The sequence below is a fragment of the Bradyrhizobium sp. MI1.10 genome (assembly GCF_055811035.1).
Window position 1 is genome coordinate 51,348 of record NZ_JBVVPN010000033.1, and the last position, 26,506, is coordinate 77,853.

Below are 26,506 nucleotides of genomic sequence, written 5' to 3' on the forward strand. Positions count from 1 at the left end.
CCGTTTGGGGTCTATGGGGGGGCGACGCGGGGTTTGCGGGGTCACTCGCCGCCCTTCAACTCGGGGAGTGTGCCCCCTCACCCGCCGCGCCGCTTTGGGGCGAGCCACCCTCTCCAACAAGGCGAGAGGGGAAGCTTCCACGCACGATGAGATACTGCAAAGGCTGTGGCTGCGCACGCCCATCCCACCGGTTTGGTAAAGGATGACTAGAGTTAATCGCGCACTAACCCGGTTTTACCTTGTCTCTTAACACCTGGGCAGGGCGTGCGAGCTAAGCTCTCGGAACCAGCAGACACGTTCCGAAAGAATGAACGGCATGACAACCGGCGTCATCGAGCAACCGAAAGCCGCGCGCGCACCTTCGGCTTCGAAAATCTGGCTGAAGGCGATCGAGCTCACCGCACGGATCGAGACGTTGCCGGGCCGGCTGTTCGCCGACGTCGTCGATGATTGGGCGCAGCGCCAGCCCGATCGCATTGCGCTGGCCACCGATGACGCGAGCCTCGACTATGAGGGGCTTTCGAAACGCATCAATCGCTATGCGCGGTGGGCGCGCTCGGCCGGTGTGGCCAAGGGCGACAGTGTCGCGCTGATCATGCCGAACGGCATCGACTATGTCGCGGCCTGGCTCGGCATCAGCCGGGTCGGTGGCGTGGTCGCGCTGATCAACACCAAGCTCGTCGGCCGGTCGCTCGCGCATTGCATCGGTGTCGCAAGGCCCGCTCACATCATTGTCGCGCACGAGCTCAAGGATGCGCTGGACGGCGCGTCGCCACCCCTGAACACGGAAGCAAAGGTCTGGACTCATGGCGATGCCCGCAGCGAACGTGCGATCGATGTCGCGCTTGCCGCCCTCGACGACGGGCCGCTTTCGCCGGACGAGCGCGGCGACGTCACCATCGACGACCGGGCCCTGCTGATCTACACGTCCGGGACGACCGGCCTGCCGAAAGCCGCCAGCATCAGCCACCGCCGCATCCTCAATTGGGGCTTTTGGTTCGCCGGCCTCACCGGCGCGACGCCGCAGGATCGGCTCTACGATTGCCTGCCGCTGTTCCACTCGGTCGGCGGCATCGTCGCGCCATGCAGCATGCTCGCTGCCGGCGGTGCGGTGGTGATCGCGGAAAAATTCTCGGCCTCGAATTTCTGGCCCGACATTGTGCGCCACGACTGTACGCTGTTTCAGTATATCGGCGAGCTCTGTCGCTACCTGCTCAAGGCGCCGCCGTCGGAATACGAGAACCGGCATCGCCTGCGGCTCGTCTGCGGCAACGGCCTGCGCGGTGATATCTGGGACGATTTTCAGGCGCGTTTCGCCATTCCGCGTATCCTCGAATTCTACGCGGCGACGGAAGGCAATTTCTCGCTGTTCAACGTCGAGGGCCAGCCCGGCGCGATCGGTCGCGTTCCGCCGTTGCTTGCGCATCGTTTCCCTGCCGGTCTCGTCAAGCTCGATCCCGATAACGGCGCGCCGCTGCGCAATGCAGAGGGGTTTTGCATCGCCTGCGCGCGCGGCGAAGCCGGCGAAGCCATAGGCCGCATCGGCACGGCGGATGAGGGCGGCGGCCGCTTCGAGGGCTACACCGAGGCGAGCGAGACCGAGAAGAAGATCCTGCGCGATGTCTTTGCCAAGGGCGATTCCTGGTTCCGCACCGGCGACCTGATGCGGCTCGACGAGAAGGGATTCTTCCACTTCGTCGACCGCATTGGCGACACCTTCCGCTGGAAGGGCGAGAACGTCGCGACCTCGGAGGTCAATGACGCCGTTCGCAATTTCACCGGCGTGATCGACGCCACCACCTACGGCGTCAACATCCCCGGCACCGATGGCCGCGCCGGCATGAGCGCGATCGTGGTGAACGAGGGCTTTGCTGTCGAGGCGCTGCCCGCCCATCTCGCACAGCGCCTGCCGGCCTATGCTCACCCCGTCTTCATACGCATCTCGCGCGAGCTCGATGCGACCGAGACGTTCAAGCAAAAAAAGGCCGAGCTCGCGCGCGAGGGATTTGATCCGGGCGCGGTCTCCGATCCGCTGTTCATGCTGGACCCGAAAACCGGCGCCTATGTCGCGCTGGACGCAGAGACATATGCGCAAATCAACGAGGGTACGATCCGGCTCTAGCCGCGCGAAAATCCGCCAGATAGGTCCAATTTTATCCGAATTGTCCAAGAAGCCATTTACTTCTGTCGGGTAAACAAGCGGCCAAGGGAGGCGGTCATCAAGAGCCGCCGGAACACGAACGACAACAGAAGCGAGCCAGCCATGTCGGTACGGTCTAAGGTCATCGAAGCGATCCAGCAGATCGCCAAGGAACAGCACGTCGCGCTTCCCGCACTCTCGGACGATCTGTCCCTGCACGAGACGGGCTTCGACTCGCTCGCCTTCGCCATCCTGGTGGCGCGCCTCGAGGACGAGACCGGCGTCGACCCTTTCACCATTTCCGAGGACGCAGCGTTCCCTGCCACCGTGGGCGATTTAGTGCGGGCCTACGAAAATGTCCCCGCGTGAGATCTTTGCGCTCCGCGACCATCTTGGCGCGGAGCTGACCGGACGCACGCTGTCGGACGCGCAGGATGTCGTGTCGCTGACGGATATCCTGTCGCAGACGGTCCTGGCTGGCCGCCTGGGCGAGCTGTCCGGCCGCGCCGTGCTGCTGAAATTGTCCGACCAGCTCCGATCGGGTCTTGCCATGATCGAGCTCGACGGTATTGCCCGCCGCATGCTGCTATGCCCGCCCGATCTCAACCCCGCGCATCTCGATGCGCTGATGGCGGATGCCGGGATCGATGCCGTCGTCACCGACGAGCCCGATCGCTGGGCCGAGACCGGCGTGCCGCTGGTCGTCACCGCACAACTGCCGCTTCAAGCCACTGCGCCGGCCAGGACCGAATGTGCCACGGAGTGGCTGATGCTCACTTCGGGCACGTCGGGCGTGCCGAAAATCGTCGGCCATACGCTGGAAGCACTCACCGGCGCCATCGTCGCCGAAGGCCCGGCGCGCGGACCCGCGCCAATATGGGCGACGTTCTACGACATCCGCCGCTATGGCGGCCTGCAGATATTCCTCCGCGCCGTCCTCTCGGGCGGCTCGATGGTGCTGTCCGATCCGCATGAGGCGCTCGGCGATCACGTCACGCGGCTGAACGCGCGCGGCGTCTCCCATATCTCCGGCACGCCCTCGCACTGGCGCAAATTGTTGATGAGCGGCTCGGCCGCGCAGTTCGCGCCGCGCTATGTCCGCCTCTCCGGCGAGATCGCCGACCAGGCGGTGCTGGACGGCCTGAAGGCGGCGTTCCCGAATTCCTCCGTCGGCCATGCCTATGCATCAACCGAGGCCGGCGTCGGCTTTGCCGTCAATGACGGGCTGGAAGGCTTTCCGGCGGACTATCTCGGCAACCGCAACGGCGTCGAAATGAAGGTCGTCGACGGCTCGCTACGCATCCGTTCGACCCGCACAGCGCACGCCTATATCGGCCGCGACGCGGCCGCGCTCACCGATGCGGACGGGTATGTCGATAGCGGCGATATCGTCGAATTGCGCGGCGACCGCTACTATTTCGTCGGCCGCCGCGGCGGCATCATCAATATCGGTGGGCTGAAGGTTCACCCCGAAGAGATCGAGGCGGTGATCAACCGTCATCCCGACGTACGGATGTCGCGGGCGAAGTCACGCAAGAGCCCGATCACCGGCGGCATCGTCGTCGCCGACGCGATCCTCGCCGACGGTACCGATACGGCGCGCGCGAAAGAGATCCGCGACCAGATCCTGGATCAGTGCCGCGCGCAGCTCGCGTCCCACAAGGTGCCGGCGGTGATCCGCTTCGTCGAGGCGCTCGACGTCACCCCGGCCGGCAAACTGGCGCGCACCGATGCATAATGTTCTCGTCACGGGTGGTAGCCGCGGCATCGGCCTTGCAATCGGCCAGCGGCTTGTTGATGGCGGCTACAACGTGATCGCGGCGGCGCGGCGCGAGAGCGACGCGCTCAAGGCGGCGATTGCCGGGTCGGAGGGGCGCCTGCATTTCCGCGCCTGCGACCTCGCCGTGATCGACGCGATTCCCGCTTTCGCAAAACTCGTGCGCGATGAATTCGGCCCGATCTACGGCCTCGTCAACAATGCCGGCCTCGGCACCGAAGGCCTGCTCGCGACCATGCACAATTCCGAGATCGAGGCGCTGGTGCAGCTCAACGTGCTGTCACCGATCATTCTCACCAAATATGTCGCACGGCAGATGATGGCCGACGGTGCCGGCCGCATCATCAACATCTCGTCGATCATCGCGACCACCGGCTATAACGGCCTCTCCGTTTACGGTGCGACCAAGGCCGCCGCTACCGGCTTCACCCGTTCGCTTGCGCGCGAGGTCGGCAAGCTCGGCATCACCGTGAACGCGATCGCGCCCGGTTTCATCGACACCGAGCTGACGCACAATCTCTCCGACGATAGCCGAAAGCGCATCGCCGGCCGCAGCGCGCTGCGGCGCCTGCCGGAGACCGACGACGTCGCGCGCATGGTGGAATATCTGCTGGGCGAGGGCGGGAGCAACGTGACGGGTAGCGTGTTCACGGTCGACGCGGGCAACACGGCGTAGGCGGAACTCTACTGCCACAATTGCATTGATCCGGCGCAATGACATCATCCGGATTTGGTCCTAAGATGCCGCGCAATTGATTGGCTTACGTCAATCGATCTGCCCTAATCGACAGGGAGCAGTCCATGACCGCTGCGAGCCCGGACAAGGCGTCGGCAAAGCCATCTTCCGCACAGCAAAGCGACGTCCACTGCCAGACCGTTCACTGCCAACCGATGTCTCATCAAAATTCAGGTGATCACGGTTACGAAATGTATCCGCAGAAATTCGTGCGTCTGGTCGGCTGCCATGACGTACCCTCATCCGCGCTACGCAAGCGCGAGGTCGAGAAGTTGCACTAGACGTTCAGGTCCGGTGCTTCGGCAGGTCAATCCGTTCGTGTGAGAACTCCGGCGGGCCGTCGGTCAGGCGGCGGATCCGGCGCTCGCGTTCGTCTTCAGACAGGGCAGGATCGAGCAGCGCCTCGAGCTCATGCACTGCAAGCTCTTCGATCCTGGTGGCATCCGAGGCGAGCGGGTGCCCTGGCGGGAGTGCCGGGGGCGCGACCTTTAGGCCCAGCTCGACCAGCGTACGAATGGCATCGGAGCGCGACAGGTGATGGGTTTCCGCCCAGCTATCGACGGCCGCGGTCAGGCTTTCCGGCATCTTCACCGCGCTGATCGGATCACGGCCAGTGCGCCGGCTTACCGGAGCGATGGAGTCCTTCCTGTCGAAGTCGGACACGTCGATGTTCCCGCGCAACCGTGTGAGATCATCGAGACTAGACGCCATTTACGGCCAACTGTTTGATGCCGATCAATGACCTTCTGTGGCATTGCAGCGCGCCCTCATCTTGTTGTCCGGGTCCATTTCGGCCAATGGTTGCAAGGGCGCCCCCCGGCGAACCCGAATCGGTTCTTCCACGTATGTCTCTTTGGACGTGCGTCCCAACTATCCGGCATCATCCGATGACATCAGCGTTCTATAGCGGCATTCCGGTCTTTCGCGGCTTCACCAGCCTGATGGACCCCGCTTTGTATTCGCCGCTGCCCGACGACTGGAGCATCGGCGTTGCCGACATCGTGGATTCCACCAAGGCCATCGCGGCGCAGCGCTACAAGGCGGTGAACATGGCCGGTGCCGCCGTGATCGCGGCGGTGACGAACGCATTGGAGGGACGCGAATTTCCCTTCGTGTTCGGCGGAGACGGCGCGAGTTTTGCGGTCGCGCCTAATGATCTCGAACTGGCCCGCGAGGCTTTGGCTGCGACCGCGACCTGGGTCCGGGAAGATCTCGACTTGCGGATGCGCGTCGCGCTGGTGCCAGTCAGGGCCATCCGCGGTCACGGCCTAGACGTACGCGTCGCGCGCTTCGGTCCGTCGGCCAATTTGTCGTATGCGATGTTTTCTGGCGGCGGGCTCGCCTGGGCGGACGCTGCGATGAAGCGCAGCGAGTTTGCGATCGCCGAAGCGCCCGCGGGCACGCAGCCCGATCTCTCCGGCCTGTCCTGCCGCTTCGAGGTGATTCCGGCTGCGCGCGGCCTGATCCTGTCCGTGCTGGTCATGCCGGCCCAGGGCGCCGATCCCTCGGCATTCCGCAACGTGATCGAGGACATCATCCATCTCGTCGAGCGCAGCCCGGATGCCGGTCGGCCCGTGCCGCCACAAGGGCCACCGCTGACATGGCCGCCGCAGGGGCTGGAATATGAGGCGCGCACCAAGCGCGGAGGTCCGCTGTTCGCACGCCGCGCCAGCGTGCTGGCCTACACGCTGTTCGTCTATCTGATCATGCGCTTCGACCTCAAGCTCGGCGGCTTCGTGCCGAAGCTTTATAAGCGGCAGGTCGTGGAGAACTCCGACTTCCGCAAATACGACGACGGCCTGCGCATGATCCTCGACTGTACGCCGGAGCTCGAACGCGCGCTCAGCGATCGCCTCGCGACTGCCGCGCGCGACGGCATCGTGCGTTACGGGCTCCACCAGCAGGACGCCGCGATGATGACCTGCTTCACCCCGTCGGCGCTCCGCAGCGACCACGTCCATTTCATCGACGGTGCGCGGGGCGGCTACGCCTCGGCGGCGACGGCGCTGAAGGCAATGATGGCGTGAAGCGCTAGCGCCCCGCGCGGGTCCAGGTTTCGCCGCCGCAGAGCGCGCCGACGCAGCCTTCGACCCGCAGTGAATCCGCAGATGTCACGGTCACGCTGCTCGCATAGGTGCTGCCGTCGTCGGCATTGTAGATCTGGCCCGACCATTTGTTCGGTCCTGAAGGCTGCATGCCGCTGAACAATGGCAAGCCGATCATCGGGCGCCTGGCGAGGGCGGGATTGGGATTCTTGCTATCGGTAGCGGGCTGGCCGGTCGCGGTGTCGTGGGGTTCACGCAGCCAGACGACGTTGCCGCAGATGCCGCCGCCGCATTTGCTGATCTTGACGCGGGCATCCCCGGCCTGGGTGAGCCAGGTCCCGTCGGCGCTCTGCGCATGGGCGGCAGTCGCGCCAAGGAACGCAGCCAGAAGGACGATGAGAGCAGCGAATCTGGAAGTCATGAAGAGAGCCCCGAGGTGGAGCGCCTCCATAGCAGCCCAGCAGGATAGTGCAACGCTGGATGGAATCACATTCCTGCGTTTATCTGCCTGCGTGCATTGACCTGCGCTCATTTGCCCCAGCGCACCAAGGCGACCGAGCCTGCGGTCGACAGCCCGAACACCACCATGGCGCCGCCGACCAGTGCGAACAGGGTCCAGGCTGGAGCCTGCGCCATCATGAGGGTGCCGCCGCCGATCGCGACGATCAGAAGGCGCGCGGTGGAGGCGAGCACGGGACCGCCGACCCGCGCCGCGCCTTGCGAGGAGAAATACAGCGACACGCCCATGCCGAAGAACACAAAGGTCGGGCCCGCCCAGTGGAAGTAGCTGTGCGCGGCGGCGGCGACGCCGGCATCCCTGGTGAAGAGCGAAACCCACAGAGACGGATCGAGCGCGATGACGAGGCCGATCAGGCCGACCGTAATTCCCGAGGCCGCGGCCGCGGTCCAGGCCACGCGCCGCGCGCGCCTCACCTGTCCGGCGCCCATCGCCATGCCGACCATCGGCACCGATGCGATGCCGAAGGCGAAGGTGATCGGGATCAGCAAGAATTCCAGTCGCGAGCCGATGCCGTAACCGGCCAGCATCTCGGTGCCGAAGGTCGCCAGGATCTTGGTGAAGATCAAAATGGTGAGCACGGTCTGGAGCGGCGACAGGCAGGCGACCGCGCCGACCTTGAGGATGTCGAAGAACAACGCGCGATCGAAATGGAAGGCGCGGAAATCCAGCGGCAGCCGGCTGCGGCCGGACCAGAGATACCAGAGGAAAAAGATCGCAGCACAGGTGAACGCGATCAACTGACCGGCGGCGACGCCGGGCATGCCGAATTGCGGCACGCCGAATAGGCCAAGCCCCAGCGTGCCGCCGAGCGCGATCTGGAGCACGCTCGTCCCGATCAGCGCCATCGAGGGCAGACGCATGTCGCCGGTGCCGCGGATCACCGAGGCCAGCGTGTTGACGAGCCAGATCGCGACCGCGCCGGAGAACAGCATTTGCGAATAGCCGCTGGCTTCCTCGAGTACACGCTCGCGCCCGCCCAGCAGCATGAAGAACGAGCGGCCGAAGACGAGCATCGTCACCGTGAAGAAAAGCCCGCCGCAGAGGCCGATGATGGCGGCGTGCAGCGCCAGCGTCGCCGCACGGGTCCGATCGCCGGCGCCGAGCGCGCGGCTGATCGCAGACGAGACGCCGCCGCCCATCGCGCCCGCGCTCATCATCTGCGTCAGCATGGCGAACGGAAACACCAGCGCGATCGCTGCGAGCGGGATGGTGCCGAGCCGGCCGATATAGGAGGTCTCGGCGACCGCAACCAGCGTGCTGCCGACCATCGCGATCATGTTGGGGATCGCAAGCCGCAGCAGTGTGGGCAGGATCGGTGCCGTCAGCAAGCCGGCGATGGGGGAGGCGACCGGGGCAGGCGGCGGCACGGCGTCTATCGAGGCGTCGATCGTCATGTGTCACCGCGCGGAATATTGGATGATGACCGACATACTATATGGCGTGCGGCGCCGGCGCCAGCCTCGCTTCACGCAGGGCTCACCAGGGCAGGCCGCAGAGGTCGATGGTGCCCAGCGTCGGCGCGCTGACGATGTTGCAGACATAGGGCGCCATGTGGGTGAAGCGGATCCGCCCCTCCGGCTGCTCGCAATAGACCTCGCCCTTGAAGGGGAGCCAGCTGCGGTTCTGGTAGAACGCGACATTGTGCGGCTCGCAGAACAGCAGCGCGAAGCGGACCGCCTCGTTGGCACGCATGGTATGCAGCGCGGCGTCGATCGCCATGGTGGCATAGCCGCGGCCGCGCCGGTCCTCCCGCGTGCAGACGCCGCCGATGCCGCCGATGTGAACCTTCTGCCCGTTCCAGGTGACGGTGCGGAAATAGATGCCGACATGGCAGACGAGACCATCCTCGGGCGTCTCGATCAGCACGCGCAAATCGGCATTGGCCCATTTGACGTGAGCCCAGGAGGGCTTCTCGACGGCGTCGCGTCCCCAGACGGCGCTGAGCAGGGGCTGTGCGATCGGCCATGAGGCGTCGCCGTTCAAAATGTCGATCTCGATGCTCATCGCTCTCTCTTCGCATCTCCGTGCCGCCGGTGCGTTTGGTTCTGCCATAAGCACCTCAAAGGCAATGATATTTTACGGCCCGGTTGAAACGACCGACATCCTTGCGACGATTTTATGCAATCCGGCCAAGCCGCCGCACCATGCCTTCTGGAAAATTCGCGGTATTTAACGGCCACGGAACCTTCTATAAGGGGTGACCGTTAAGTCTCGTTCCCCCATCAGTCGCGGACAACACCCATGACCTTTACGCTGCCCCCACTCCCCTACGCCTATGACGCCCTCGGGCAATTCATGTCGAAGGAAACGCTCGAATTCCACCACGACAAGCATCATCAGGCCTATGTCACCAACGGCAACAACGCGCTCAAGGGCACCGAATGGGAAGGCAAGTCCCTTGAGGAGATCGTCAAGGGCTCGTTCGGCAAGAACCCCGCGGTGTTCAACAATGCCGGCCAGCACTACAACCACATCCATTTCTGGAGCTGGATGAAGCCCAATGGCGGCGGCACCAAGCTGCCGGGCAAGATCGAGAAGAAGATCAACGAGGATCTCGGCGGCTTCGAGAAGTTCAAGACCGACTTCCAGGCGGCCGGCGTCGGCCAGTTCGGCTCCGGCTGGTGCTGGCTCCAAGTCAAGAACGGCAAGCTCGAGATATCCAAGACCCCGAACGGCGAGAATCCGCTGGTGCACGGCGCCACCCCGATCCTCGGCTGCGACGTCTGGGAGCACTCCTACTACATCGACTATCGCAACCGCCGTCCGGACTATCTCAAGGCGTTCGTCGAGAACCTCGTGAACTGGGAATACGTCGAGTCCCTGTTCGACAAGGCGTAAGATTTTACGCCACCATTCCGGGATGGTGCGCTAGCACCAGACCCGGAATCTCGAGATTCCGGGTTCGGCTTCGCCGCCCCGGAATGACGGAAACAACGGAAGGCGGTCGCACGTGCGGCCGCCTTTTTGCTGTGCGGAATTCGGCCCCGCATGGCCCTGCGCGAGGTGCGCATCGCTCCCGTCATCGTACTGTTTGCATCGCATCTGCGGCGCCCTTAATCAGGACGGGCATCACCCTCGAGCCGAACGCGCCCGTTGTCAGAACCCTCCCCGAAAGACCCGGCGCCCGCCGAGGACGCGGACTCCGAGCCACGGCCGGGGCGCGTGCGCAAGCCGATCGGCTGGTCGACCATCATCATCGCAGCGCTGGTGGCGGTGAGCGCGGGTCTGGTCTGGCGGCGTGACGGCACCGACGGTGTTCTCGAGATCCTGACCCACGATCTCTCGCTGTTCGGCGGCATCCTGCCGCGCGTGCTGGCCGGCTGCCTGCTCGGTGCGTTCATCTCCGAGATCCTGCCGCACGAAAAAGTCTCGCGCGCGCTCGGGCCGAAATCGGGCCTGAAAGGCCTTCTGATCGGCACTGCCTTCGGCGCGATCCTGCCCGGCGGTCCCTTCACCGCCTATCCCGTGGCGAGTGCGTTGCTCGCGGTCGGCGCCGATTTCGGTGCCACCATCGCCATGGTCGTGAGCTGGACCTTGATCGGCTATGGCCGGGCGGTGGCTTGGGAAATCCCGATCATGGGTACCGACTTCACGCTGTGGCGCATCGTCATCTCGCTGCCGTTGCCGGTGCTCGCAGGCGCGCTCGGCCGCTTCGTCTATGTCCGGCTCTATCCGAAGCCAGCCCTGAAGGACGACGAGAATTGAGCGCCGCGCTTCTAATCGACATCCTGTTGTGGGGCTCGGTGTTCGGCGTCGGCCTGATCGCCTTTCGCCGCGGCCCACCGGTGTTCAAGGCCTCGCTGCGCGAAGGCTCCATGGACTTCATCAACATCGTGCCCCGGATCGCGCTGGGGGTGATCGGCTCCGGCTACATCGCCGCCATCATCCCGCAGGAGGTGATCAGCGGCTGGCTCGGCCCGGACAGCGGTTGGCTCGGGGTCGCGACTGCCGTGGTCGCCGGGGCCGCGACCCCCGGCGGCCCGGTGATCGGGTTCTCGATCGGTACGGTGGCGCTGAAATCGGGCGGTGGGGTACCGCAGGTGGTCGCCTATGTCGTCGCTTGGGCGCTGTTTGCCTTCCAGCGGGTGATTTTGTGGGAAATTCCGTTCATGCCGGCCCGTTTCGTCTGGTTCCGCTGTGCGGTTTCGGTGCCGTTCCCGTTCCTCGCCGCCGCCATCGCCATGGTGATCGGGAAGCCCTAGAGCCCGGCGTGGACAGAGGTAATGTTATAATATAACGTTTCGGCATGGTTCCCGCCGCGTCCCAAGCCCATCATCACGATCATGCTCATGGCCATTCCCATGATCATTCCCGTGACCACGGGCATTCGCATGGACACGATCATACCCACGCACACATCCATGGTGCGGCCTCTCCGCATCCGGCTCAGGCGGCGCATTGGTCGATCCTGCGCATGACGATGGCCGCCCGCCTCGCGGCCGCGCTCTCGGTCTGTGCCGTGCTCTGGGGCGTGGTCTTCCTGGCGATGAGGTGACCATGGCGGCGCTGCATTTCCACAACGTTACGCTCGGCTATGACCGTCACCCGGCCGTGCACCACCTCAATGGTGAGGTCGCCCCGGGCGCGTTGCTGGCCGTGATCGGCCCGAACGGGGCCGGCAAGTCGACACTGCTGCGCGGCATTGTCGGCATCCTCAGACCACTCGACGGCAGCATCCATCTCGGCGGGCTCGACAGCCGCGATATCGCCTATCTGCCGCAGAGTGCGGAGATCGACCGCAGCTTCCCGATTTCGGTGCTGGACTTCGTTGCCACCGGGCTATGGCGCGGGACCGGCCTGTTCGGCGGCATCGGCAAGGCGGCGCGCGAAAAGATCCTCCGCGCGATCGCTTCCGTCGGTCTCAACGGTTTCGAAAACCGCCCGATCGGCACACTCTCGGGCGGCCAGATGCAGCGCGTGCTGTTTGCGCGCGTGCTGCTCCAGGACGCGCGGCTGATCGTGCTGGACGAGCCCTTCAACGCCATCGACAGCAAGACCACGGCCGATCTGCTGGCGCTGGTGAAGCACTGGCATGGCGAGGGCCGCACCGTCCTCGCCGCGCTGCACGACATGGAGATGGTGCGCACCCATTTCAGCGAGACGCTGGTGCTGGCGCGCGGGCCCGTGGCGTGGGGCCCGACGGCAGAGGTGCTGACGCCGGAAAACCTTATGGTCGCGATGCGGATGTGCGAAGCCTTCGACGACAGCGCCGCCGCCTGCTCGGCCGATGATGCCCGCTCACGGGCGGCTTGATATCCGATGCTCTATGACGCGCTGATCGGCCCGTTCACCGAATTCGAGTTCATGCGACGTGCGCTCGCGGCCGTCATCGCGCTGTCGCTCGCGGGCGCGCCGATCGGCGTGTTCCTGATGTTGCGGCGAATGAGCCTGGTCGGCGACGCCATGGCGCATGCCATCCTCCCCGGCGCCGCTGTCGGTTTCCTGCTTTCCGGTCTCAACCTGTTCGCGATGACGGCCGGCGGCCTGATCGCGGGTTTTGCCGTCGCGATCCTCGCAGGCCTCGTCGCACGCTCGACCGGGTTGAAGGAGGATGCCTCGCTCGCGACCTTCTATCTGGCCTCGCTGGCACTGGGCGTGACCATCGTCTCGATCAAGGGCACCAATATCGACCTGCTGCACGTGCTGTTCGGCAATATCCTCGCGATGGACGATCAGACGCTGCTGGTCGTCGCCTTCAACGCCACGGTGACGCTGCTGGTGCTCGCCGTGATCTATCGCCCGCTGGTGATCGAGAGCGTCGATCCCTTGTTCTTGCGCACCGTGAGCCGGGCTGGCGGGCCTGCGCATCTCGCTTTCCTTGCGCTGGTCGTGATCAACCTCGTCAACGGCTTTCAGGCGCTCGGCACGCTGCTCGCGGTCGGCCTGATGATCCTGCCGGCCGGCATCGCGCGGTTCTGGTCGCGCGATCTCACCGTCATGATCTGCATCGCGGTCGTCGCTGCCGCCGTCTCCGGCTATGCAGGTCTTGTGCTGTCGTTCCAGACCCGTGTGCCCTCGGGCCCTGCGATCATTCTGGTGGCGAGCGCGCTCTACACCGTCTCCGTCCTGTTCGGCCGGGTCGGCGGCGTCGTCAGGCAGCTGTTTCCCGGCCGGCATCTGGAAGCGTGACAGCGATGCGGCGCATCCTGCTTTGTGTGCTCTTGCTGATCGCCTCGCCGCTGCACGCTGCGGAGCAGCTGAAGGTCGTCGCGAGCTTCTCGATCCTCGCCGATTTCGTCCGTAATGTCGGCGGCGACCGGATCAATCTGACGACGCTGGTCGGGGCCGACAGCGACGTCCACGTCTACACGCCCGCGCCCAGCGATGCGAAGCGGATCGCGGACGCAAAGCTGGTCATCGTCAACGGCCTTGGTCTCGAGGGCTGGCTGCCGCGCCTCGTGCAGTCCTCCGGATCCAAGGCGCAGGTGATCACCGCGAGCGCCGGCATCGCGCCGCTCAAGCTTGGTTCGGCCGCCGACCCGCATGGCTGGCAGTCCGTTCCCAACGCCAAAATCTACGTCACCGACATCGCCAATGCGCTGGCCGCGGCCGACCCTGATGACGCGGAGCTCTTCCGCGCCCAGGCCAAGGCCTATCTGGAAAAGCTCGAAACGCTTGACCGCGAGGTCCGCGATGCCGTGGCCAAAATCCCGCAGGAGCGGCGCAAGGTGATCTCGACCCATGACGCCTTCGGCTATTTCGCCGCCGAATACGGCGTCCAATTCATCGCGCCGCTCGGCGTCTCCACGGAAACCGAGCCCAGCGCGCGGGACATCGCCACCATCATCGGCCAGATCAAGGCCCAGAAAATCCCAGCCGTGTTCCTGGAAAATATCAGCGACGACCGGCTGATCCGGCGGATCGCGGCGGAGACCGGCTCAAAAGTCGGCGGGACCCTGATTTCGGACGGTTTGACCGGCGAAAAGGGGCCTGCACCCACTTACATTGATATGGTCAGGCACAATATAAAGGCCCTGACCAGCGCGCTTGACCACTAGGGCAGGGGCCACCCCGCCTCGCGTCGCGCGAAAAGCCCGAAGTCCGGAGTTGTTATGTCTGAAGCGACCGCCCCAAAAATTCCCGTGACCGTCCTGACCGGCTATCTCGGTGCCGGCAAGACCACGCTGTTGAACCGCATCCTGTCGGAAAACCACGGCAAGAAGTACGCCGTCATCGTCAACGAATTCGGCGAGATCGGCATCGACAACGACCTCATCATCGGCGCCGATGAGGAAGTGTTCGAGATGAACAACGGCTGCATCTGCTGCACCGTGCGTGGCGATCTCGTGCGCATCATGGAAGGCCTGATGAAGCGCAAGGGCAAGTTCGACGCCATCATCGTCGAGACCACCGGTCTTGCCGATCCGGCACCGGTGGCCCAGACCTTCTTCGTCGACGAGGACGTGCAGAAGAACGCGCGTCTCGATGCGGTGGTCACGGTTGCGGACGCAAAATGGCTGTCCGACCGTCTCAAGGACGCGCCCGAGGCCAAGAACCAGATCGCCTTTGCCGACGTCATCGTGCTGAACAAGACCGATCTCGTCACCAAGGGCGAGCTTGCCGAGGTCGAGGCCCGCATCCGTGCCATCAACCCCTATGCGAAGCTGCACCGCACCGAGCGCTGCTCGGTGGCTTTGGCCGACGTGCTCGACCGCGGCGCCTTCGACCTCGATCGCATCCTCGACATCGAGCCGGACTTCCTGAATGCCGATGATCATGACCACGACCATGATCATCATCACCACGGCCACGACCATCATCACGATCATGATCACGGCCACGGCCTGAAGCACTATCACGACGAGGATATGCAATCGCTGTCGCTCAAGACCGACAAGCCGCTCGATCCCAACGTGTTCATGCCCTGGCTCCAGAATCTGGTGCAGGTGGAGGGCGGCAAGATCCTGCGCTCCAAGGGCATCCTCGCCTTCCACGACGACGACGACCGTTACGTCTTCCAGGGCGTCCACATGATGCTGGAGGGCAACCACCAGCGGAAGTGGAAGGACGGCGAGCCGCGCGAGAGCCGCCTCGTCTTCATCGGCCGCGAATTGCCGCAAGATCTCATTCGCCAGGGTTTTGAGAGCTGCATCGTCTCGTGATGAAAGAGTTTACGCCGCCCGCCGATTCCGCCTCGATCGTCTCCGTCACCGAGCGCGTCAAGCCGCTCGCGCTCGGCATGGTCGTGACCTCCGTGCATTTCCTTGGGCCCCGCGCTGCCTTCGTCGGCGGCGAGGAGAATGTCGCGTTCGTGGATGGCCAGGGCGAGATCAGCAAGGTCGCCGTGCACAGCGGCGGCATTCTCTCGGCCGCCTCCGATGGCAAGCGCCTCGTGATGGGCGGCGACGATGGAAAAGTCGTGTCGCTCGACGCCAAGGGCGAGGTGACGCTGCTTGCGAGCGACCCGAAACGGCGCTGGATCGATGCGGTGGCGCTGCATCCGGACGGTGCCTACGCCTGGTCGGCCGGCAAGACCGCTTTCTTCAGGAGCGGCAAGAGCGAGGAGAAGTCGCTTGAGGTGCCCTCAACCGTTGGCGGCCTCGCGTTTGCGCCGAAGGGCCAGCGTCTCGCGATCGCCCATTACAACGGCGCGACGCTGTGGTTTCCCAACATGGCGGGATCGGCCGAATTCCTGCCCTGGGCTGGCTCGCATCTCGGCGTCACCTTCAGCCCGGACAACAAATTCCTGGTCACCACGATGCACGAATCCGCGCTGCACGGGTGGCGGCTTGCCGACAACAGGCACATGCGTATGACCGGCTATCCCGGCCGCGTCCGCTCGATGTCGTGGAGCGCGGGCGGCAAGGCGCTGGCGACCTCGGGCGCCGACACGGTGATCCTGTGGCCGTTTGCCAGCAAGGACGGCCCGATGGGCAAGGAGCCCGCGATGCTCGCGCCGCTCCAGGCGCGCGTGTCGGTCGTCGCATGCCATCCCAGGAACGACATCTTCGCCGCCGGCTATAGCGACGGCACCGTGCTGATGGTGCGTCTGGAGGACGGCGCCGAGATCCTTGTCCGCCGCAATGGCACGCCGCCGGTGGCCGCGCTCGCCTGGAACGCCAAGGGGACGCTGCTGGCGTTCGCCGACGAAAATGGGGATGGCGGGCTGCTGGAGCTTTGATCTGTCATCGTTCCGGCCGTAGATGGGGCCATGCGGTTTCTGACGACCTTCCAGATCGCTGACTTTGCGGACACGCTGGTCAGTCTGTTCACGGCCTTCGTGCTGGGCACGCTGATCGGTGCCGAGCGGCAGTACCGCCAGCGCACCGCGGGCCTGCGTACGAACGTGCTGGTCGCGGTCGGCGCCGCCGCCTTCGTCGATCTCGCCATGCACCTGACCGGCGCCGACGGCGCGGTGCGGGTGATCTCCTACGTCGTCTCGGGCATCGGCTTTCTCGGCGCCGGCGTCATCATGAAGCAGGGCATGGACGTGCGCGGGCTCAATACCGCGGCGACGCTATGGGCTTCGGCCGCGGTCGGCTCCTGCGCCGGCGCGGACATGATCGCCCAGGCGGCGGCGCTGACGGTGTTCGTGATTGCCGGCAACACCATGCTGCGGCCATTGGTCAACGCCATCAACCGCATCCCGCTGAACGAGAAGACTTCCGAGGCGACCTATTACTTCAAACTCGCGGTCGCACCGGACGCCTTGCCCGACATGCGTGACCGGCTCGTCGAGAAGCTCGAGGGCGCAAAATATCTGGTGGCCGATATCGAAATGGTCGAAACCGGGGATGATTTGATCGAGATCGTGGCAAAGCTGGTCGCGACCGCCGTCGACCCGAACGAGCTGAATGCGGTGGCGACCGATCTCCAGCACCTGCCCGGCGTCCGCCACGCCACCTGGGAAGTCAGCACCACGGATTGAGCGCGCAGGCGTCGAGTTCCGGCCGTCACGGGCAGGGAACCGCAGACCGGCGATTTCGTTGATCCCACAGACAAAGGCGGTGATCGACATGCCCGGCCAATATGACAAGCGCAGACTGAAGCTCGACCTGATGGTGGCCTGCTCGCTGTTCGCAGCCGGCGTCGTGGTGTCAGGCATGTCGCTGGCGCAAATCCGCGCCGAGACCCGGATGCAGACGGCCCAGGCGACGCAACCCCTTCAAGGCACGCCGTCCGACGATCAGAACAAGCCCGCGGAAGCCAAGCCCGGCGGCGACCGGCCGACCACGCCCGCCCCAGAGCCGGCGCGACCCGAGCCGCAGACGCAAGGGGCTGCCGGCGCGGCCAAACCAGCATTGCCGCCAGCGCCAGCCGAGAAGATCGCGCCGCCGATTGAGAGGAAGTAGGTCAGGTCAGGTCAGGTCAGGTCACGGCCGCGCGCTCGCTGTCATCGTCCGCGAAGGCGGACGATCCAGTATCCCAGAGGTTGTGCGTGGATACGGAGAGGCTGCGGCGTACTGGATGCCCCGCCTTCGCGGGGCATGACAGCAATGGGCGAGGCGCGCGCCGCCCTTACCGCACCAGGACATTCCGGAACTGCCAGGGATCGCTCGTATCGATATCCTCCGGAAACAGTCCCGGACGATCCGTCAGCGGCGTCCAGTCGGTATAAAACCCCTTCACCGGGCCGAGATACGGCAGCTGAATTTCCAGCAGGCGATCGAAATCCATCTCGTCGGCTTCGACGATGCCTTCCTTCGGGTTTTCGAGCGCCCACACCATGCCGCCGAGCACGGCGGAGGTCACTTGCAGGCCAGTGGCGTTCTGGTAGGGCGCGAGCTTGCGGGTCTCTTCGATGGAGAGCTGCGAGCCGTACCAATAGGCATTGTTGTCATGGCCGAACAGCAGCACGCCGAGTTCGTCGATACCGTCGACGATCTCGTTCTCGTCGAGGATGTGGTGCTTCTCCTGCATCTTCGCGGCGCGGCCGAACATTTCATGCAGTGACAGCACGGCGTCGTCAGCCGGATGATAGGCATAGTGGCAGGTCGGACGGTACACCGCCGTCCCCGATGCGTCGCGCACGGTGAAATAGTCGGCGATCGAGATCGACTCGTTGTGGGTGACGAGGAAGCCATACTGCGCGCCGCGGGTCGGGCACCAGGTGCGCACGCGCGTGTTGGCGCCGGGCTGCATCAGATAGATGGCAGCGCCACAGCCGGCTTCGTGAGTCCGCGCATTTTCGGGCATCCATTTTTCATGGGTGCCCCAGCCGAGTTCTGATGGCTGCACGCCTTCCGACAGAAAACCTTCCACCGACCAGGTGTTGACGAAGACATCCGGCTCTTTCGGCTTCTTGGAGCGCTGGGTGTCGCGTTCAGCGATGTGGATGCCCTTGATGCCGGCCTGTCGCATCAAGTCCGCCCATTCGGCTTTGGTTTTCGGCTTGGGGGCATTGAGCTTCAGATCGGCGGCGACATTGAGCAGCGCCTGCTTCACAAAAAAGGAGACCATGCCGGGATTGGCGCCACAGCAGGAGACCGCCGTCGTCGAGCCTGCAGGGCGCGCCTTCTTGGCAGCCAGCGTCGCTTCGCGAAGGGCGTAATTGGAGCGCGCTTCCGGGCCTTTCGAGGAGTCGAAATAGAAGCCGAGCCAGGGCTCGTTGACGGTGTCAATATAGAGAGCGCCGAGCTCGTTGCAGAGCTCCATGATGTCGGTGGAACCGGTATCGACCGAGAGATTGACGCAAAAGCCCTGGCCGCCGCCCTCAGTGAGCAGCGGGGTCAGCAACTCGCGATAATTGTCCCTGGTCACGGCCTTCTGGATGAAACGCACATTGTGCTTCTCGCAATGCGCCTTGCGGCCCTCGTCCTTGGGATCGATCACGGTGACGCGCGACTTGTCGTAATCGAGATGCCGCTCGATCAGCGGCAACGTGCCTTTCCCGATGGAGCCGAAGCCGACCATGACGATGGGACCAGTGATCTTCGCGTAGATCTGCGAGGCGGGGCTCATGGGATGGTTTCTCCGGAACGTGCTGGCGGACAAAGGGTGGGTGGATCAAGCGCTACGGCGCTTGGCGGTGACTTCGATCTCGACCTTCATCTCGGGCTTGGCGAGGCCGCTGACGACCACCAAGGTCGCGGCCGGCCTGATGTCACCGAGAACCTCGCCGCAGACGGCGAAATGGGCATCGATATAGCTAGCGTCGGTGACGTAATAGGTCGCGCGGACGATATCGGCCATCTCGAATCCGCCCTCCTGCAGGGCGGCTTCGATGGTCTTGAAGCAGTTGCGTGACTGGCTCGTGACATCGGCCGGCATGGCCATCGTCGTGTAGTCATAGCCGGTGGTGCCCGCGACGAAGGCGAACTCGCCGTCGATCACGGCGCGGCTGTAGCCGACGGTCTTCTCAAGCGGAGAGCCGGTGGAGATCAGGCGACGGGACATGGTCTTGGGCCTCGACTGAAGGGGGCGTTTGGCGGGTTAAAGGGCGTTTCTCAGGCCCGCGCAACCCTAAAGCAAAGGGTCGCGCGAGCATCTCCGCTCGCCGCGGCTTTGGTCATCGCGATCATGGCAATCCCTTACGCCGCGCGCGCCTCGAGGCCGCGAACTACCCTCCGTTTGGGTAGGGCCGCGCCAGTCGGGACGATCATCCCGGCGGCGCCATCCAGCACACCGGCCTGGAATTCGATCGCCAGCAGGCGGTCGCGCTCGAACGGGCCGGGCAGCCCCAGTGCGCCGGTGTTGTCGGCCGAGAAGCCGAAGCGGGCGTAGTAAGGGGCGTCGCCGAGCAGGATCACGGCGGCATGCCCGCGCGCCCGGGCGGCAGCCAGCGCTTGTTGCATCAGCGCGGCGCCGATCCCGAGCTCGCGGCAGGCAGGGTCCACCGCCAGCGGTCCGAGGACCAGAGCGGGCCTGCCTCCGGCGCTGACGTGCCACAGCCGCACGGTTCCCACGAGCTTCCCCTCGCGCATCGCGGCCAGCGCAAGGCCGGCTGCGGGTGCGCGTCCGTCGCGCAGGCGCTGGCAGGTGCGGCCATGGCGGTTATCGCCAAAGGACGCATCGAGCAGCGCTTCACGCATCGCAACGTCGGCCGCACGCTCCGCACGGATCGCGAACGGAGCGGCTTTCGAGGTGGGGTCAATCTGTGTCTTCCGAAGAGCAGTCATGGCGCGTCATTCCCCGCTTGAAACCGACGTGCGCAAAGCACGCCGGTCCAAGGCGTCGTCAGATCGAAATGTCAGGGAGGAGCCGGCAAGCCGGCTCCCGGGTTCGTCAGGCCTCGGAAAGAGAGGCGATCAGATATGGTAGGTCTTCAGCGGCGGGATGCCGTTGAACGCCACCGCCGAGTAGGTCGACGTATAGGCCCCGGTGCCTTCGATCAGCAGCTTGTCGCCGATCTCGAGCGTCACCGGAAGCGGATACGGGTTCTTCTCGTACAGCACGTCGGCGCTGTCGCAGGTTGGCCCAGCGAGCACGCACGGTGTCATGTCCGCACCGTCATGCGGGGTGCGGATGGCGTAACGGATCGACTCGTCCATGGTCTCGGCGAGACCGCCGAACTTGCCGATGTCCAGATAGACCCAGCGCACCTCGTCCTCGTCGCTCTTCTTGGAGATGAGCACGACCTCGGACTCGATGATGCCGGCGTTGCCCACCATGCCGCGGCCCGGCTCGATGATGGTCTCCGGAATCTGGTTGCCGAAGTGCTTGCGCAGCGCGCGGAAGATCGAGCGCCCGTAGGTGACCACCGGCGGCACGTCCTTCAGGTACTTGGTCGGGAAACCGCCGCCCATGTTGACCATGGTCAGGTTGATACCGCGCTCCGCGCAGTCGCGGAACACCTGCGAGGCCATCGCCAGCGCACGGTCCCACGCCTTCACCTTGCGCTGCTGCGACCCGACATGGAAGGAGATGCCGCACGGCTCCAGGCCCAGACGCTTGGCAACGTCGAGCACGTCGACGGCCATCTCCGGGTCGCAGCCGAACTTGCGCGACAGCGGCCATTCGGCGCCGGCGCAGTCATAGAGGATGCGGCAGAACACCTTTGCGCCGGGAGCGGCACGGGCGACCTTCTCGACTTCGGCGGCGCAATCGACCGCGAACAGCCGAATGCCGAGCGCGAAGGCACGCGCGATGTCGCGCTCCTTCTTGATCGTGTTGCCGAAGGAGATGCGGTCGGGCGTCGCACCGGCGGCCAACGCCATCTCGATCTCGGCGACCGTGGCGGTGTCGAAGCAGGAGCCCATGGAGGCGAGCAAAGCCAGCACTTCCGGCGCCGGGTTCGCCTTGACCGCATAGAACACGCGGCTGTCGGGCAGCGCCTTGGCAAAGGTCTGGTAATTGTCGCGCACGACTTCGAGGTCGACGACGAGGCACGGTTCGGTGTCGAGGCCCTCGCTGCGGCGGTTGCGCAGGAATTCCTGGATACGGTCGGTCATAGCACTCTCCCAAACGGCCCAGCGACGGGGATCCGTTCAAAAAATGACGTCGGATAAGAGCGCTCCGGCCAGATCGCGCGATGGAGGCGCGACGAGCCAAAGACTCAGATCAGACTGTGCTGCCGTGGATTGGTTGGGAATGTTCCCGCCCGCACACCTGGCAATGAAGGACAAGCCTTTTCAGTAGCCCGCGCCGGCGTTGGACTGCCGGTAGAGACCAAAAAAGCCCGATCCGTCGTTGCTTTAAGTCGCGTCCCCCGTTGAGAGCGGGGTGCGCCGGTTCGCCTCCGGCTGCCAGTCACGGTTGCAAAGAGCAAAGTCACCTTCGACAAGGCATCTCTTTGAGAGAGATGCTGGACGCTCCGGGTTTGCTTTCGTCTTCCGGCTATGAGCCTTCCGACTTCCACACTTCCGAAGGGCCCCTCGGCTTCTTCGCCCCTTGGCGGCTGTCCGGCCTCTTGTCCGGATACCTACCGACTGACACACGACCACAGGCACGTGCGAAATTGGGCAATCCGCACATAAGTGTTTTGACTCTGCTTCGCAAGAGATTTTTTAGGCTGCGAACAGAATTGCCTAACATCTGCTTGCGCAGTGTTGCGCGAGCGACGCGGAAGATGAACGCGCGTTAAGTTTTCTGTGCGGCGCGCGTCACTCGCGCGCGTGCGCGCTTCAGCCGCGCTTCGTGAACGGCTCGACGCGCTGAGCGGCGCGGATGAAGGCAGTCATGACGAGCACGCCGAGCGCGAACAGCGCGGCCTGAAGGATGTGCGTGCCCTGCTCGCCCAGCCCGAACAGGATCGCGAGCGCCCAGCCGCCGGCAAACGCCGCGCCGAACACCTCGGCGCCGATAAGGATGGCGGCGCTGATGACGGTGATGACGCTCGGCCAGACGATCCGACGGGAAGACGAGGAAGTCGCGTTCATGAGCTCAGGGGTCCTAGGCTTTGAAGGGCCGCAATCTCCCCGAAAAGGCAGCCGGGAGCAAGGGCAAATGGCCCAAAAAAGCCCTATCGCGTGCTATAGCTGGCCGCAACAATCGAGCCACAAATCGGGACTTGTAATGTCAGAAACCCGCCAAACTACGGACTCCGAGACCAACCCGCTGCTGAAGGCCTGGGTGACGCCATTTGCGACCCCGCCCTTCGATGAGATCAAGCCGGAGCACTTCCTGCCGGCCTTCGAGCAGGCCTTCGCGGACCACTCCGCCGAGATCGCTGCGATCACCAACGACCCGACCGCGGCCGACTTCGCCAACACCATCACGGCGCTGGAGCGCTCGGGCAAGCTGCTCAGCAAGGTCGCCTCGGTCTTCTACGACCTCGTCTCGGCGCATTCCAACCCGGCCATCCTGGAGATCGACAAGGAGGTTTCCTTGCGGATGGCGCGGCACTGGAATCCGATCATGATGAACGCCGTGCTGTTTGGTCGCATCGCCCAGCTGCACGAGAACCGCGCCAATCTCGGTCTGACACCGGAACAGCTCCGCCTGCTCGAGCGTACCTACACCCGCTTCCACCGCTCCGGCGCGGGCCTCTCCGAAGAGGCCAAGGCGCGGATGGCAGAGATCAACGAGAGACTCGCCCAGCTCGGCACCAGCTTCAGTCATCATCTGCTCGGCGACGAGCAGGAATGGTTCATGGAGCTCGGCGAAGCCGACCGCCAGGGCCTGCCGGAGAGTTTTGTCGCCAGTGCCAAGGCTGCGGCGGAAGAACGCGGCATGGCCGGCAAGGCCATCGTCACCCTGTCGCGCTCCTCGGTCGAACAGTTCCTGAAGAGCTCGGCCCGGCGTGACCTGCGCGAGAAGGTCTACAAGGCCTTCACCGCGCGGGGCGACAACGGCAACGCCAACGACAACAACGCGACCATCGTCGAGGTCCTGAAGCTGCGCGAGGAGAGCGCCAATCTCCTGGGCTATCCGACTTTCGCGGCCTACCGGCTCGAGGATTCCATGGCCAAGACGCCGGAAGCGGTGCGCGGCCTTCTGGAGCGGGTCTGGAAACCGGCGCGGGCGCGGGCGCTCGCCGACCGCGACGACATGCAGGCGCTGATCACGGAGGAGGGCGGCAATTTCAAGCTCGCCCCCTGGGACTGGCGCTTCTATGCCGAAAAGCTGCGCCTTCAGCGCGCCAATTTCGACGATGCCGCGATCAAGCCGTATCTCGCGCTCGATCACATGATCGCCGCCGCCTTCGACTGTGCCACGCGCCTGTTCGGCGTCACCTTCGAGGAGCGCAAGAACGTGCCGGTCTGGCATCCGGACGTCCGGGTTTGGGAGATGAAGGGGCAGGACGGCAAGCACAAGGCGCTGTTCTATGGCGACTACTTCGCCCGGCCGTCGAAGCGCTCCGGGGCCTGGATGACCTCGCTGCGCGACCAGCAGAAGCTCGACGGCGAGGTCGCGCCGCTGATCCTCAACATCTGCAACTTCTCCAAGGGCGCGGATGGGGAACCCTCGCTGCTGTCGCCGGACGACGCCCGCACCCTGTTCCACGAGTTCGGCCACGGCCTGCACGGCATGCTCTCCAACGTGACCTATCCGTCGCTGTCGGGCACCTCCGTGTTCACCGATTTCGTCGAGTTGCCGTCGCAGCTCTACGAGCACTGGCAGGAGCGGCCCGAGGTGCTGCAGCAATTCGCCCGCCACTACCAGACCGGCGAGCCGCTGCCGGACGATCTGCTGCAACGGTTCCTGGCCGCGCGAAAATTCAACCAGGGTTTTGCCACCGTCGAGTTCGTCTCCTCGGCGCTGATCGATCTCGAATTCCACACCCAGCCGGCCTCCGCCGCGCAGGATGTCCGCGCCTTCGAGAGACGCGAGCTGGAAAAGATCGGCATGCCCGAGGAGATCTCGCTGCGTCACCGTCCCACGCAATTCGGTCACATCTTCACCGGCGATCACTATGCCGCCGGCTATTACAGCTACATGTGGTCGGAGGTGATGGATGCCGACGCCTTCGGCGCGTTCGAGGAAGCCGGCGACATCTTCGATCCCGCCGTCGCAAAACGCCTGCACGATGACATCTACTCGAGCGGCGGATCGGTCGATCCGGAAGCCGCCTATGAGGCCTTCCGCGGCCGCCCGCCGGAGCCCGACGCGCTCTTGCGTCGCCGCGGCCTGCTCGACGCTCCGAAGGCGGCCTGATGGGCATGCGGGCCCTGTTGGGGCTGCTGCTCGGTGTCGCCCTGTCGCTCGCGGCAGGCGCGGCGCGGGCGCATCCGCATGTCTGGATCACTGCGACCAGCGAGTTGCTCTATGCCGCGGACGGCAGCATCACCGGCGTGCGCCACGCCTGGACGTTTGACGACATGTTCTCGGCCTATGCGGTGCAGGGGCTCGAGAGCAAGACCAAGGGCGCCTACACCCGCGAGGAGCTGGGGCCGCTGGCGCAGACCAATGTCGAGTCGCTGAAGGAATATGCCTACTTCACCTTCGCGCGAGCCGACGGCAAGAAGGAGCGATTCCAGGAGCCGGTCGACTACTTCCTCGACTACAAGGATACTGTCCTGACCCTGCACTTCACGCTACCGCTGAAGAACCCCCTCAAGCCCAGGCAATTGATGCTCGAAGTGTTCGACCGTTCCTTCTTCATCGACTTCCAGATGGCCAAGGACAACCCGGTCAAGCTGGTCGGCGCGCCCGCCGGCTGCCAGATGAAGCTGGAGCGGCCGAGCGACGGCACCGCGAGTGCGCAGAAGCTCAACGAGCAGACCTTCATGAACGGCGAGAATTCCAATTTCGGCATGATGTTCGCCAACAAGATCACGGTGGATTGCCCGTGAAGCGGCAACTCACGCCCATGGCACGCGGGCTCGCTGTCTGCGCCGGCGTTCTTCTCGTCGTGGGCGTGACCGATGCGGCGCTCCACGATCTCCTCGCGCAGAACCCGTTCGGCGCGCCGCGTTCGCCACAAGCTGCCCAGCCCGAGGCCGGCGGCTTGATCGGCTGGCTGTTGGCAAAACAGTCGGAATTCTATCGGCAGATGTCGGCGACCATCCGCGCCGCGAAGTCCGATGGCTCCGCGGTGTGGACGCTGCTGTTCATTTCCTTTGCCTATGGCATTTTCCACGCGGCCGGCCCGGGCCACGGCAAGGCGGTGATCGCCTCCTATCTCGTCGCCAATCGCGAGACCGCCCGGCGGGGCATCGCGCTGTCGTTTGCCTCGGCGTTGATGCAGTCGCTGGTGGCGATCCTGATGGTCGGCATCTCGGCCTGGGTGCTGAATGCGACCGCCAAGACTATGTGCAAGGCGGAGGGCGTGATCGAAATCGCGAGCTACGCGTTGATCGCGCTGTTCGGTCTGCGCCTGGTCTGGGTCAAGGGCCGCACTTTCATCCGTGCGCTGCAGGCGGTTCAACCGGTGCCGGCGATCGCGGGCGTGCCGCATGACCATGATCACGACCATCACCATGCGCACGCCCATCATCACCACCAGCATAACCACGTCCATGACGAGCATTGCGGCCATTCCCACGGCCCCACCCCGAGCGAGCTCGCCGGCCCCGGTGGCTGGGGGCGCGGCTTTGCCGCGATCCTGACCGTCGGCATCCGTCCCTGTTCGGGCGCGATCCTGGTGCTGGTGTTCGCGCTGGCCCAGGGCCTGTTCTGGGCCGGCATCGCCGCGACCTTGCTGATGGGGCTCGGCACCGCGATCACGGTCGCGGCCATTGCGGTGGTCGCCGTCTCCGCCAAGGACATCGCCGCCCGCCTGAGCGCCGGACGCGACGGCAGCGGCGCACTGTTCATGCGCGGCATCGAATTCGCCGCCGCCGGCCTCGTGCTGCTGTTCGGCGCAGGCCTGTTGTTGGGTTACGTCGCGGCCGAACGGACGACGTGTTTTTGAGTTTTTCCCTCGCCCCTTGTGGGAGAGGGTGGCTCGCCGCGCGAGCGGCGGCCCGGGGGGGGGGTGTGTGCGCGAGCGGTCCGGGTCAACCAGCGGTGGCGGGTAGGGCCCCAC

At 64.9% G+C, this 26,506-nt stretch carries 30 protein-coding genes; 21 read left to right on the forward strand and 9 right to left on the reverse strand.

The window, feature by feature from the left end:
• The first annotated feature begins 307 nt into the window (after positions 1–307).
• The 5 genes from AC0L3K_RS28925 to AC0L3K_RS28945 all read left to right on the forward strand — a co-directional run bounded on the left by AC0L3K_RS28925 (position 308) and on the right by AC0L3K_RS28945 (position 4,934).
• Complete coding sequence (locus AC0L3K_RS28925; RefSeq protein WP_354199913.1) at positions 308–2,122, forward strand: long-chain-acyl-CoA synthetase; 1,815 nt, start codon at positions 308–310, stop codon at positions 2,120–2,122.
• Positions 2,123–2,263: 141 nt separating this feature from the next.
• Positions 2,264–2,509, forward strand: coding sequence for an acyl carrier protein (locus AC0L3K_RS28930; RefSeq protein ID WP_473367321.1), 246 nt, complete (start codon positions 2,264–2,266; stop codon positions 2,507–2,509).
• Positions 2,496–3,878, forward strand: coding sequence for a class I adenylate-forming enzyme family protein (locus tag AC0L3K_RS28935; RefSeq protein WP_219680371.1), 1,383 nt, complete (start codon positions 2,496–2,498; stop codon positions 3,876–3,878). The genes AC0L3K_RS28930 and AC0L3K_RS28935 overlap by 14 nt, the downstream gene beginning before the upstream one ends.
• A complete protein-coding gene (locus AC0L3K_RS28940; RefSeq protein ID WP_354126813.1) occupies positions 3,871–4,593 on the forward strand; it encodes an SDR family NAD(P)-dependent oxidoreductase in 723 nt (240 codons plus the stop codon). Before AC0L3K_RS28935 ends, AC0L3K_RS28940 begins: the two co-directional genes overlap by 8 nt.
• A gap of 125 nt (positions 4,594–4,718) precedes the next feature.
• Positions 4,719–4,934, forward strand: coding sequence for a hypothetical protein (locus AC0L3K_RS28945; protein WP_219680368.1), 216 nt, complete (start codon positions 4,719–4,721; stop codon positions 4,932–4,934).
• Positions 4,935–4,938: 4 nt separating this feature from the next.
• Here the strand turns inward: AC0L3K_RS28945 and AC0L3K_RS28950 are convergent, their stop codons facing one another.
• Positions 4,939–5,364: a ribbon-helix-helix domain-containing protein gene (locus AC0L3K_RS28950; protein ID WP_219680365.1), complete on the reverse strand. Its 426-nt coding sequence runs from the start codon at positions 5,362–5,364 to the stop codon at positions 4,939–4,941.
• Positions 5,365–5,540: 176 nt separating this feature from the next.
• On the opposite strand from AC0L3K_RS28950, the gene AC0L3K_RS28955 reads away from it, so the two are divergent.
• A complete protein-coding gene (locus AC0L3K_RS28955) occupies positions 5,541–6,680 on the forward strand; it encodes a DUF3095 domain-containing protein (RefSeq protein WP_354199912.1) in 1,140 nt (379 codons plus the stop codon).
• Between the two features lie 4 nt (positions 6,681–6,684).
• Here the strand turns inward: AC0L3K_RS28955 and AC0L3K_RS28960 are convergent, their stop codons facing one another.
• The 3 genes from AC0L3K_RS28960 to AC0L3K_RS28970 form a co-directional block, all read right to left on the reverse strand.
• Positions 6,685–7,119, reverse strand: a complete 435-nt coding sequence (locus AC0L3K_RS28960) for a DUF2147 domain-containing protein (protein ID WP_088941344.1) — start codon at positions 7,117–7,119, stop codon at positions 6,685–6,687.
• Between the two features lie 107 nt (positions 7,120–7,226).
• Complete coding sequence (locus AC0L3K_RS28965; RefSeq protein WP_473255138.1) at positions 7,227–8,612, reverse strand: MATE family efflux transporter; 1,386 nt, start codon at positions 8,610–8,612, stop codon at positions 7,227–7,229.
• Between the two features lie 82 nt (positions 8,613–8,694).
• On the reverse strand, positions 8,695–9,222 hold the full coding sequence (locus AC0L3K_RS28970) for a GNAT family N-acetyltransferase (protein WP_007597206.1): 528 nt from the start codon (positions 9,220–9,222) through the stop codon (positions 8,695–8,697).
• Here AC0L3K_RS28970 and AC0L3K_RS28975 point away from each other — a divergent pair.
• From AC0L3K_RS28975 to AC0L3K_RS29030, 12 genes are all read left to right on the forward strand, one after another.
• Positions 9,203–9,391 carry a hypothetical protein gene (locus AC0L3K_RS28975; protein WP_473367322.1) on the forward strand — a complete coding sequence of 63 codons (189 nt, stop codon included), beginning with the start codon at positions 9,203–9,205 and terminating at the stop codon, positions 9,389–9,391. The two genes, AC0L3K_RS28970 and AC0L3K_RS28975, sit on opposite strands and share 20 nt — an antisense overlap.
• A 68-nt stretch (positions 9,392–9,459) precedes the next feature.
• Positions 9,460–10,056 (forward strand): superoxide dismutase, encoded by a 597-nt coding sequence (locus tag AC0L3K_RS28980; RefSeq protein WP_007597204.1) that lies wholly within the window; start codon positions 9,460–9,462, stop codon positions 10,054–10,056.
• Positions 10,057–10,311: 255 nt separating this feature from the next.
• Positions 10,312–10,923: a permease gene (locus AC0L3K_RS28985; protein ID WP_007597202.1), complete on the forward strand. Its 612-nt coding sequence runs from the start codon at positions 10,312–10,314 to the stop codon at positions 10,921–10,923.
• Positions 10,920–11,420: a hypothetical protein gene (locus AC0L3K_RS28990; RefSeq protein ID WP_473367323.1), complete on the forward strand. Its 501-nt coding sequence runs from the start codon at positions 10,920–10,922 to the stop codon at positions 11,418–11,420. Before AC0L3K_RS28985 ends, AC0L3K_RS28990 begins: the two co-directional genes overlap by 4 nt.
• Before the next feature lie 44 nt (positions 11,421–11,464).
• Positions 11,465–11,713, forward strand: a complete 249-nt coding sequence (locus AC0L3K_RS28995) for a hypothetical protein (RefSeq protein ID WP_035993672.1) — start codon at positions 11,465–11,467, stop codon at positions 11,711–11,713.
• A gap of 2 nt (positions 11,714–11,715) precedes the next feature.
• Positions 11,716–12,471, forward strand: a complete 756-nt coding sequence (locus AC0L3K_RS29000; protein WP_007597191.1) for a metal ABC transporter ATP-binding protein — start codon at positions 11,716–11,718, stop codon at positions 12,469–12,471.
• A 6-nt stretch (positions 12,472–12,477) separates the two neighbouring features.
• Positions 12,478–13,347, forward strand: a complete 870-nt coding sequence (locus AC0L3K_RS29005; protein ID WP_007597190.1) for a metal ABC transporter permease — start codon at positions 12,478–12,480, stop codon at positions 13,345–13,347.
• Between the two features lie 5 nt (positions 13,348–13,352).
• Positions 13,353–14,216: a metal ABC transporter solute-binding protein, Zn/Mn family gene (locus AC0L3K_RS29010; protein ID WP_007597189.1), complete on the forward strand. Its 864-nt coding sequence runs from the start codon at positions 13,353–13,355 to the stop codon at positions 14,214–14,216.
• 54 nt (positions 14,217–14,270) lie between these two features.
• On the forward strand, positions 14,271–15,320 hold the full coding sequence (locus tag AC0L3K_RS29015) for a CobW family GTP-binding protein (protein ID WP_007597188.1): 1,050 nt from the start codon (positions 14,271–14,273) through the stop codon (positions 15,318–15,320).
• Positions 15,320–16,339, forward strand: coding sequence for a WD40 repeat domain-containing protein (locus AC0L3K_RS29020; protein ID WP_473367324.1), 1,020 nt, complete (start codon positions 15,320–15,322; stop codon positions 16,337–16,339). The genes AC0L3K_RS29015 and AC0L3K_RS29020 overlap by 1 nt, the downstream gene beginning before the upstream one ends.
• Positions 16,340–16,369: 30 nt before the next feature.
• Positions 16,370–17,086, forward strand: coding sequence for an MgtC/SapB family protein (locus AC0L3K_RS29025; RefSeq protein WP_473367325.1), 717 nt, complete (start codon positions 16,370–16,372; stop codon positions 17,084–17,086).
• An 88-nt stretch (positions 17,087–17,174) separates the two neighbouring features.
• Positions 17,175–17,510 (forward strand): hypothetical protein, encoded by a 336-nt coding sequence (locus AC0L3K_RS29030; protein WP_026232509.1) that lies wholly within the window; start codon positions 17,175–17,177, stop codon positions 17,508–17,510.
• Positions 17,511–17,676: 166 nt separating this feature from the next.
• Here AC0L3K_RS29030 and AC0L3K_RS29035 read toward each other — a convergent pair whose 3' ends face one another.
• The 5 genes from AC0L3K_RS29035 to AC0L3K_RS29055 all read right to left on the reverse strand — a co-directional run bounded on the left by AC0L3K_RS29035 (position 17,677) and on the right by AC0L3K_RS29055 (position 22,475).
• Positions 17,677–19,119, reverse strand: coding sequence for a homospermidine synthase (locus AC0L3K_RS29035; protein WP_007597173.1), 1,443 nt, complete (start codon positions 19,117–19,119; stop codon positions 17,677–17,679).
• 45 nt (positions 19,120–19,164) lie between these two features.
• Positions 19,165–19,554, reverse strand: a complete 390-nt coding sequence (locus tag AC0L3K_RS29040; RefSeq protein WP_007597171.1) for a RidA family protein — start codon at positions 19,552–19,554, stop codon at positions 19,165–19,167.
• Positions 19,555–19,688: 134 nt separating this feature from the next.
• Positions 19,689–20,276 (reverse strand): GNAT family N-acetyltransferase, encoded by a 588-nt coding sequence (locus AC0L3K_RS29045; RefSeq protein ID WP_473367326.1) that lies wholly within the window; start codon positions 20,274–20,276, stop codon positions 19,689–19,691.
• Between the two features lie 129 nt (positions 20,277–20,405).
• Entirely contained in the window at positions 20,406–21,548 is a 1,143-nt protein-coding gene (locus tag AC0L3K_RS29050; RefSeq protein ID WP_018453321.1) for a type III PLP-dependent enzyme, read from the reverse strand.
• A 672-nt stretch (positions 21,549–22,220) separates the two neighbouring features.
• Positions 22,221–22,475, reverse strand: coding sequence for a hypothetical protein (locus tag AC0L3K_RS29055; RefSeq protein WP_007597166.1), 255 nt, complete (start codon positions 22,473–22,475; stop codon positions 22,221–22,223).
• 136 nt (positions 22,476–22,611) lie between these two features.
• On the opposite strand from AC0L3K_RS29055, the gene AC0L3K_RS29060 reads away from it, so the two are divergent.
• Genes AC0L3K_RS29060 through AC0L3K_RS29070 form a run of 3 tightly spaced genes read left to right on the forward strand, consistent with a single transcriptional unit; the run spans position 22,612 to position 26,392 of the window.
• The gene (locus AC0L3K_RS29060) at positions 22,612–24,693 is read left to right on the forward strand and encodes a M3 family metallopeptidase (protein WP_354199908.1); all 2,082 of its coding nucleotides are present in this window, start codon (positions 22,612–22,614) and stop codon (positions 24,691–24,693) included.
• Positions 24,693–25,331, forward strand: coding sequence for a DUF1007 family protein (locus tag AC0L3K_RS29065; protein ID WP_354199907.1), 639 nt, complete (start codon positions 24,693–24,695; stop codon positions 25,329–25,331). Before AC0L3K_RS29060 ends, AC0L3K_RS29065 begins: the two co-directional genes overlap by 1 nt.
• Positions 25,328–26,392, forward strand: coding sequence for a nickel/cobalt transporter (locus tag AC0L3K_RS29070; protein ID WP_354199906.1), 1,065 nt, complete (start codon positions 25,328–25,330; stop codon positions 26,390–26,392). Before AC0L3K_RS29065 ends, AC0L3K_RS29070 begins: the two co-directional genes overlap by 4 nt.
• Positions 26,393–26,506 lie beyond the last annotated feature (114 nt).

Excerpts from the sequence above, each read along its gene's own strand:
- AC0L3K_RS29050 (WP_018453321.1), bottom strand. The coding sequence starts at position 21,548 with ATGACCGACCGTATCCAGGAATTCCTGCGCAACCGCCGCAGCGAGGGC.
- AC0L3K_RS29060 (WP_354199908.1), top strand. The coding sequence starts at position 22,612 with ATGTCAGAAACCCGCCAAACTACGGACTCCGAGACCAACCCGCTGCTG.
- AC0L3K_RS28970 (WP_007597206.1), bottom strand. The coding sequence starts at position 9,222 with ATGAGCATCGAGATCGACATTTTGAACGGCGACGCCTCATGGCCGATC.
- AC0L3K_RS28980 (WP_007597204.1), top strand. The coding sequence starts at position 9,460 with ATGACCTTTACGCTGCCCCCACTCCCCTACGCCTATGACGCCCTCGGG.
- AC0L3K_RS29035 (WP_007597173.1), bottom strand. The coding sequence starts at position 19,119 with ATGAGCCCCGCCTCGCAGATCTACGCGAAGATCACTGGTCCCATCGTC.
- AC0L3K_RS29005 (WP_007597190.1), top strand. The coding sequence starts at position 12,478 with ATGCTCTATGACGCGCTGATCGGCCCGTTCACCGAATTCGAGTTCATG.
- AC0L3K_RS29020 (WP_473367324.1), top strand. The coding sequence starts at position 15,320 with ATGAAAGAGTTTACGCCGCCCGCCGATTCCGCCTCGATCGTCTCCGTC.
- AC0L3K_RS29065 (WP_354199907.1), top strand. The coding sequence starts at position 24,693 with ATGGGCATGCGGGCCCTGTTGGGGCTGCTGCTCGGTGTCGCCCTGTCG.
- AC0L3K_RS28975 (WP_473367322.1), top strand. The coding sequence starts at position 9,203 with ATGTCGATCTCGATGCTCATCGCTCTCTCTTCGCATCTCCGTGCCGCC.
- AC0L3K_RS29025 (WP_473367325.1), top strand. The coding sequence starts at position 16,370 with ATGCGGTTTCTGACGACCTTCCAGATCGCTGACTTTGCGGACACGCTG.
- AC0L3K_RS29045 (WP_473367326.1), bottom strand. The coding sequence starts at position 20,276 with ATGACTGCTCTTCGGAAGACACAGATTGACCCCACCTCGAAAGCCGCT.
- AC0L3K_RS28955 (WP_354199912.1), top strand. The coding sequence starts at position 5,541 with ATGACATCAGCGTTCTATAGCGGCATTCCGGTCTTTCGCGGCTTCACC.
- AC0L3K_RS29055 (WP_007597166.1), bottom strand. The coding sequence starts at position 22,475 with ATGAACGCGACTTCCTCGTCTTCCCGTCGGATCGTCTGGCCGAGCGTC.
- AC0L3K_RS28935 (WP_219680371.1), top strand. The coding sequence starts at position 2,496 with ATGTCCCCGCGTGAGATCTTTGCGCTCCGCGACCATCTTGGCGCGGAG.
- AC0L3K_RS29000 (WP_007597191.1), top strand. The coding sequence starts at position 11,716 with ATGGCGGCGCTGCATTTCCACAACGTTACGCTCGGCTATGACCGTCAC.
- AC0L3K_RS29010 (WP_007597189.1), top strand. The coding sequence starts at position 13,353 with ATGCGGCGCATCCTGCTTTGTGTGCTCTTGCTGATCGCCTCGCCGCTG.
- AC0L3K_RS29040 (WP_007597171.1), bottom strand. The coding sequence starts at position 19,554 with ATGTCCCGTCGCCTGATCTCCACCGGCTCTCCGCTTGAGAAGACCGTC.
- AC0L3K_RS28960 (WP_088941344.1), bottom strand. The coding sequence starts at position 7,119 with ATGACTTCCAGATTCGCTGCTCTCATCGTCCTTCTGGCTGCGTTCCTT.
- AC0L3K_RS28950 (WP_219680365.1), bottom strand. The coding sequence starts at position 5,364 with ATGGCGTCTAGTCTCGATGATCTCACACGGTTGCGCGGGAACATCGAC.
- AC0L3K_RS28995 (WP_035993672.1), top strand. The coding sequence starts at position 11,465 with ATGGTTCCCGCCGCGTCCCAAGCCCATCATCACGATCATGCTCATGGC.
- AC0L3K_RS29030 (WP_026232509.1), top strand. The coding sequence starts at position 17,175 with ATGCCCGGCCAATATGACAAGCGCAGACTGAAGCTCGACCTGATGGTG.
- AC0L3K_RS28945 (WP_219680368.1), top strand. The coding sequence starts at position 4,719 with ATGACCGCTGCGAGCCCGGACAAGGCGTCGGCAAAGCCATCTTCCGCA.
- AC0L3K_RS28930 (WP_473367321.1), top strand. The coding sequence starts at position 2,264 with ATGTCGGTACGGTCTAAGGTCATCGAAGCGATCCAGCAGATCGCCAAG.
- AC0L3K_RS28925 (WP_354199913.1), top strand. The coding sequence starts at position 308 with ATGAACGGCATGACAACCGGCGTCATCGAGCAACCGAAAGCCGCGCGC.
- AC0L3K_RS29015 (WP_007597188.1), top strand. The coding sequence starts at position 14,271 with ATGTCTGAAGCGACCGCCCCAAAAATTCCCGTGACCGTCCTGACCGGC.
- AC0L3K_RS28965 (WP_473255138.1), bottom strand. The coding sequence starts at position 8,612 with ATGACGATCGACGCCTCGATAGACGCCGTGCCGCCGCCTGCCCCGGTC.
- AC0L3K_RS28940 (WP_354126813.1), top strand. The coding sequence starts at position 3,871 with ATGCATAATGTTCTCGTCACGGGTGGTAGCCGCGGCATCGGCCTTGCA.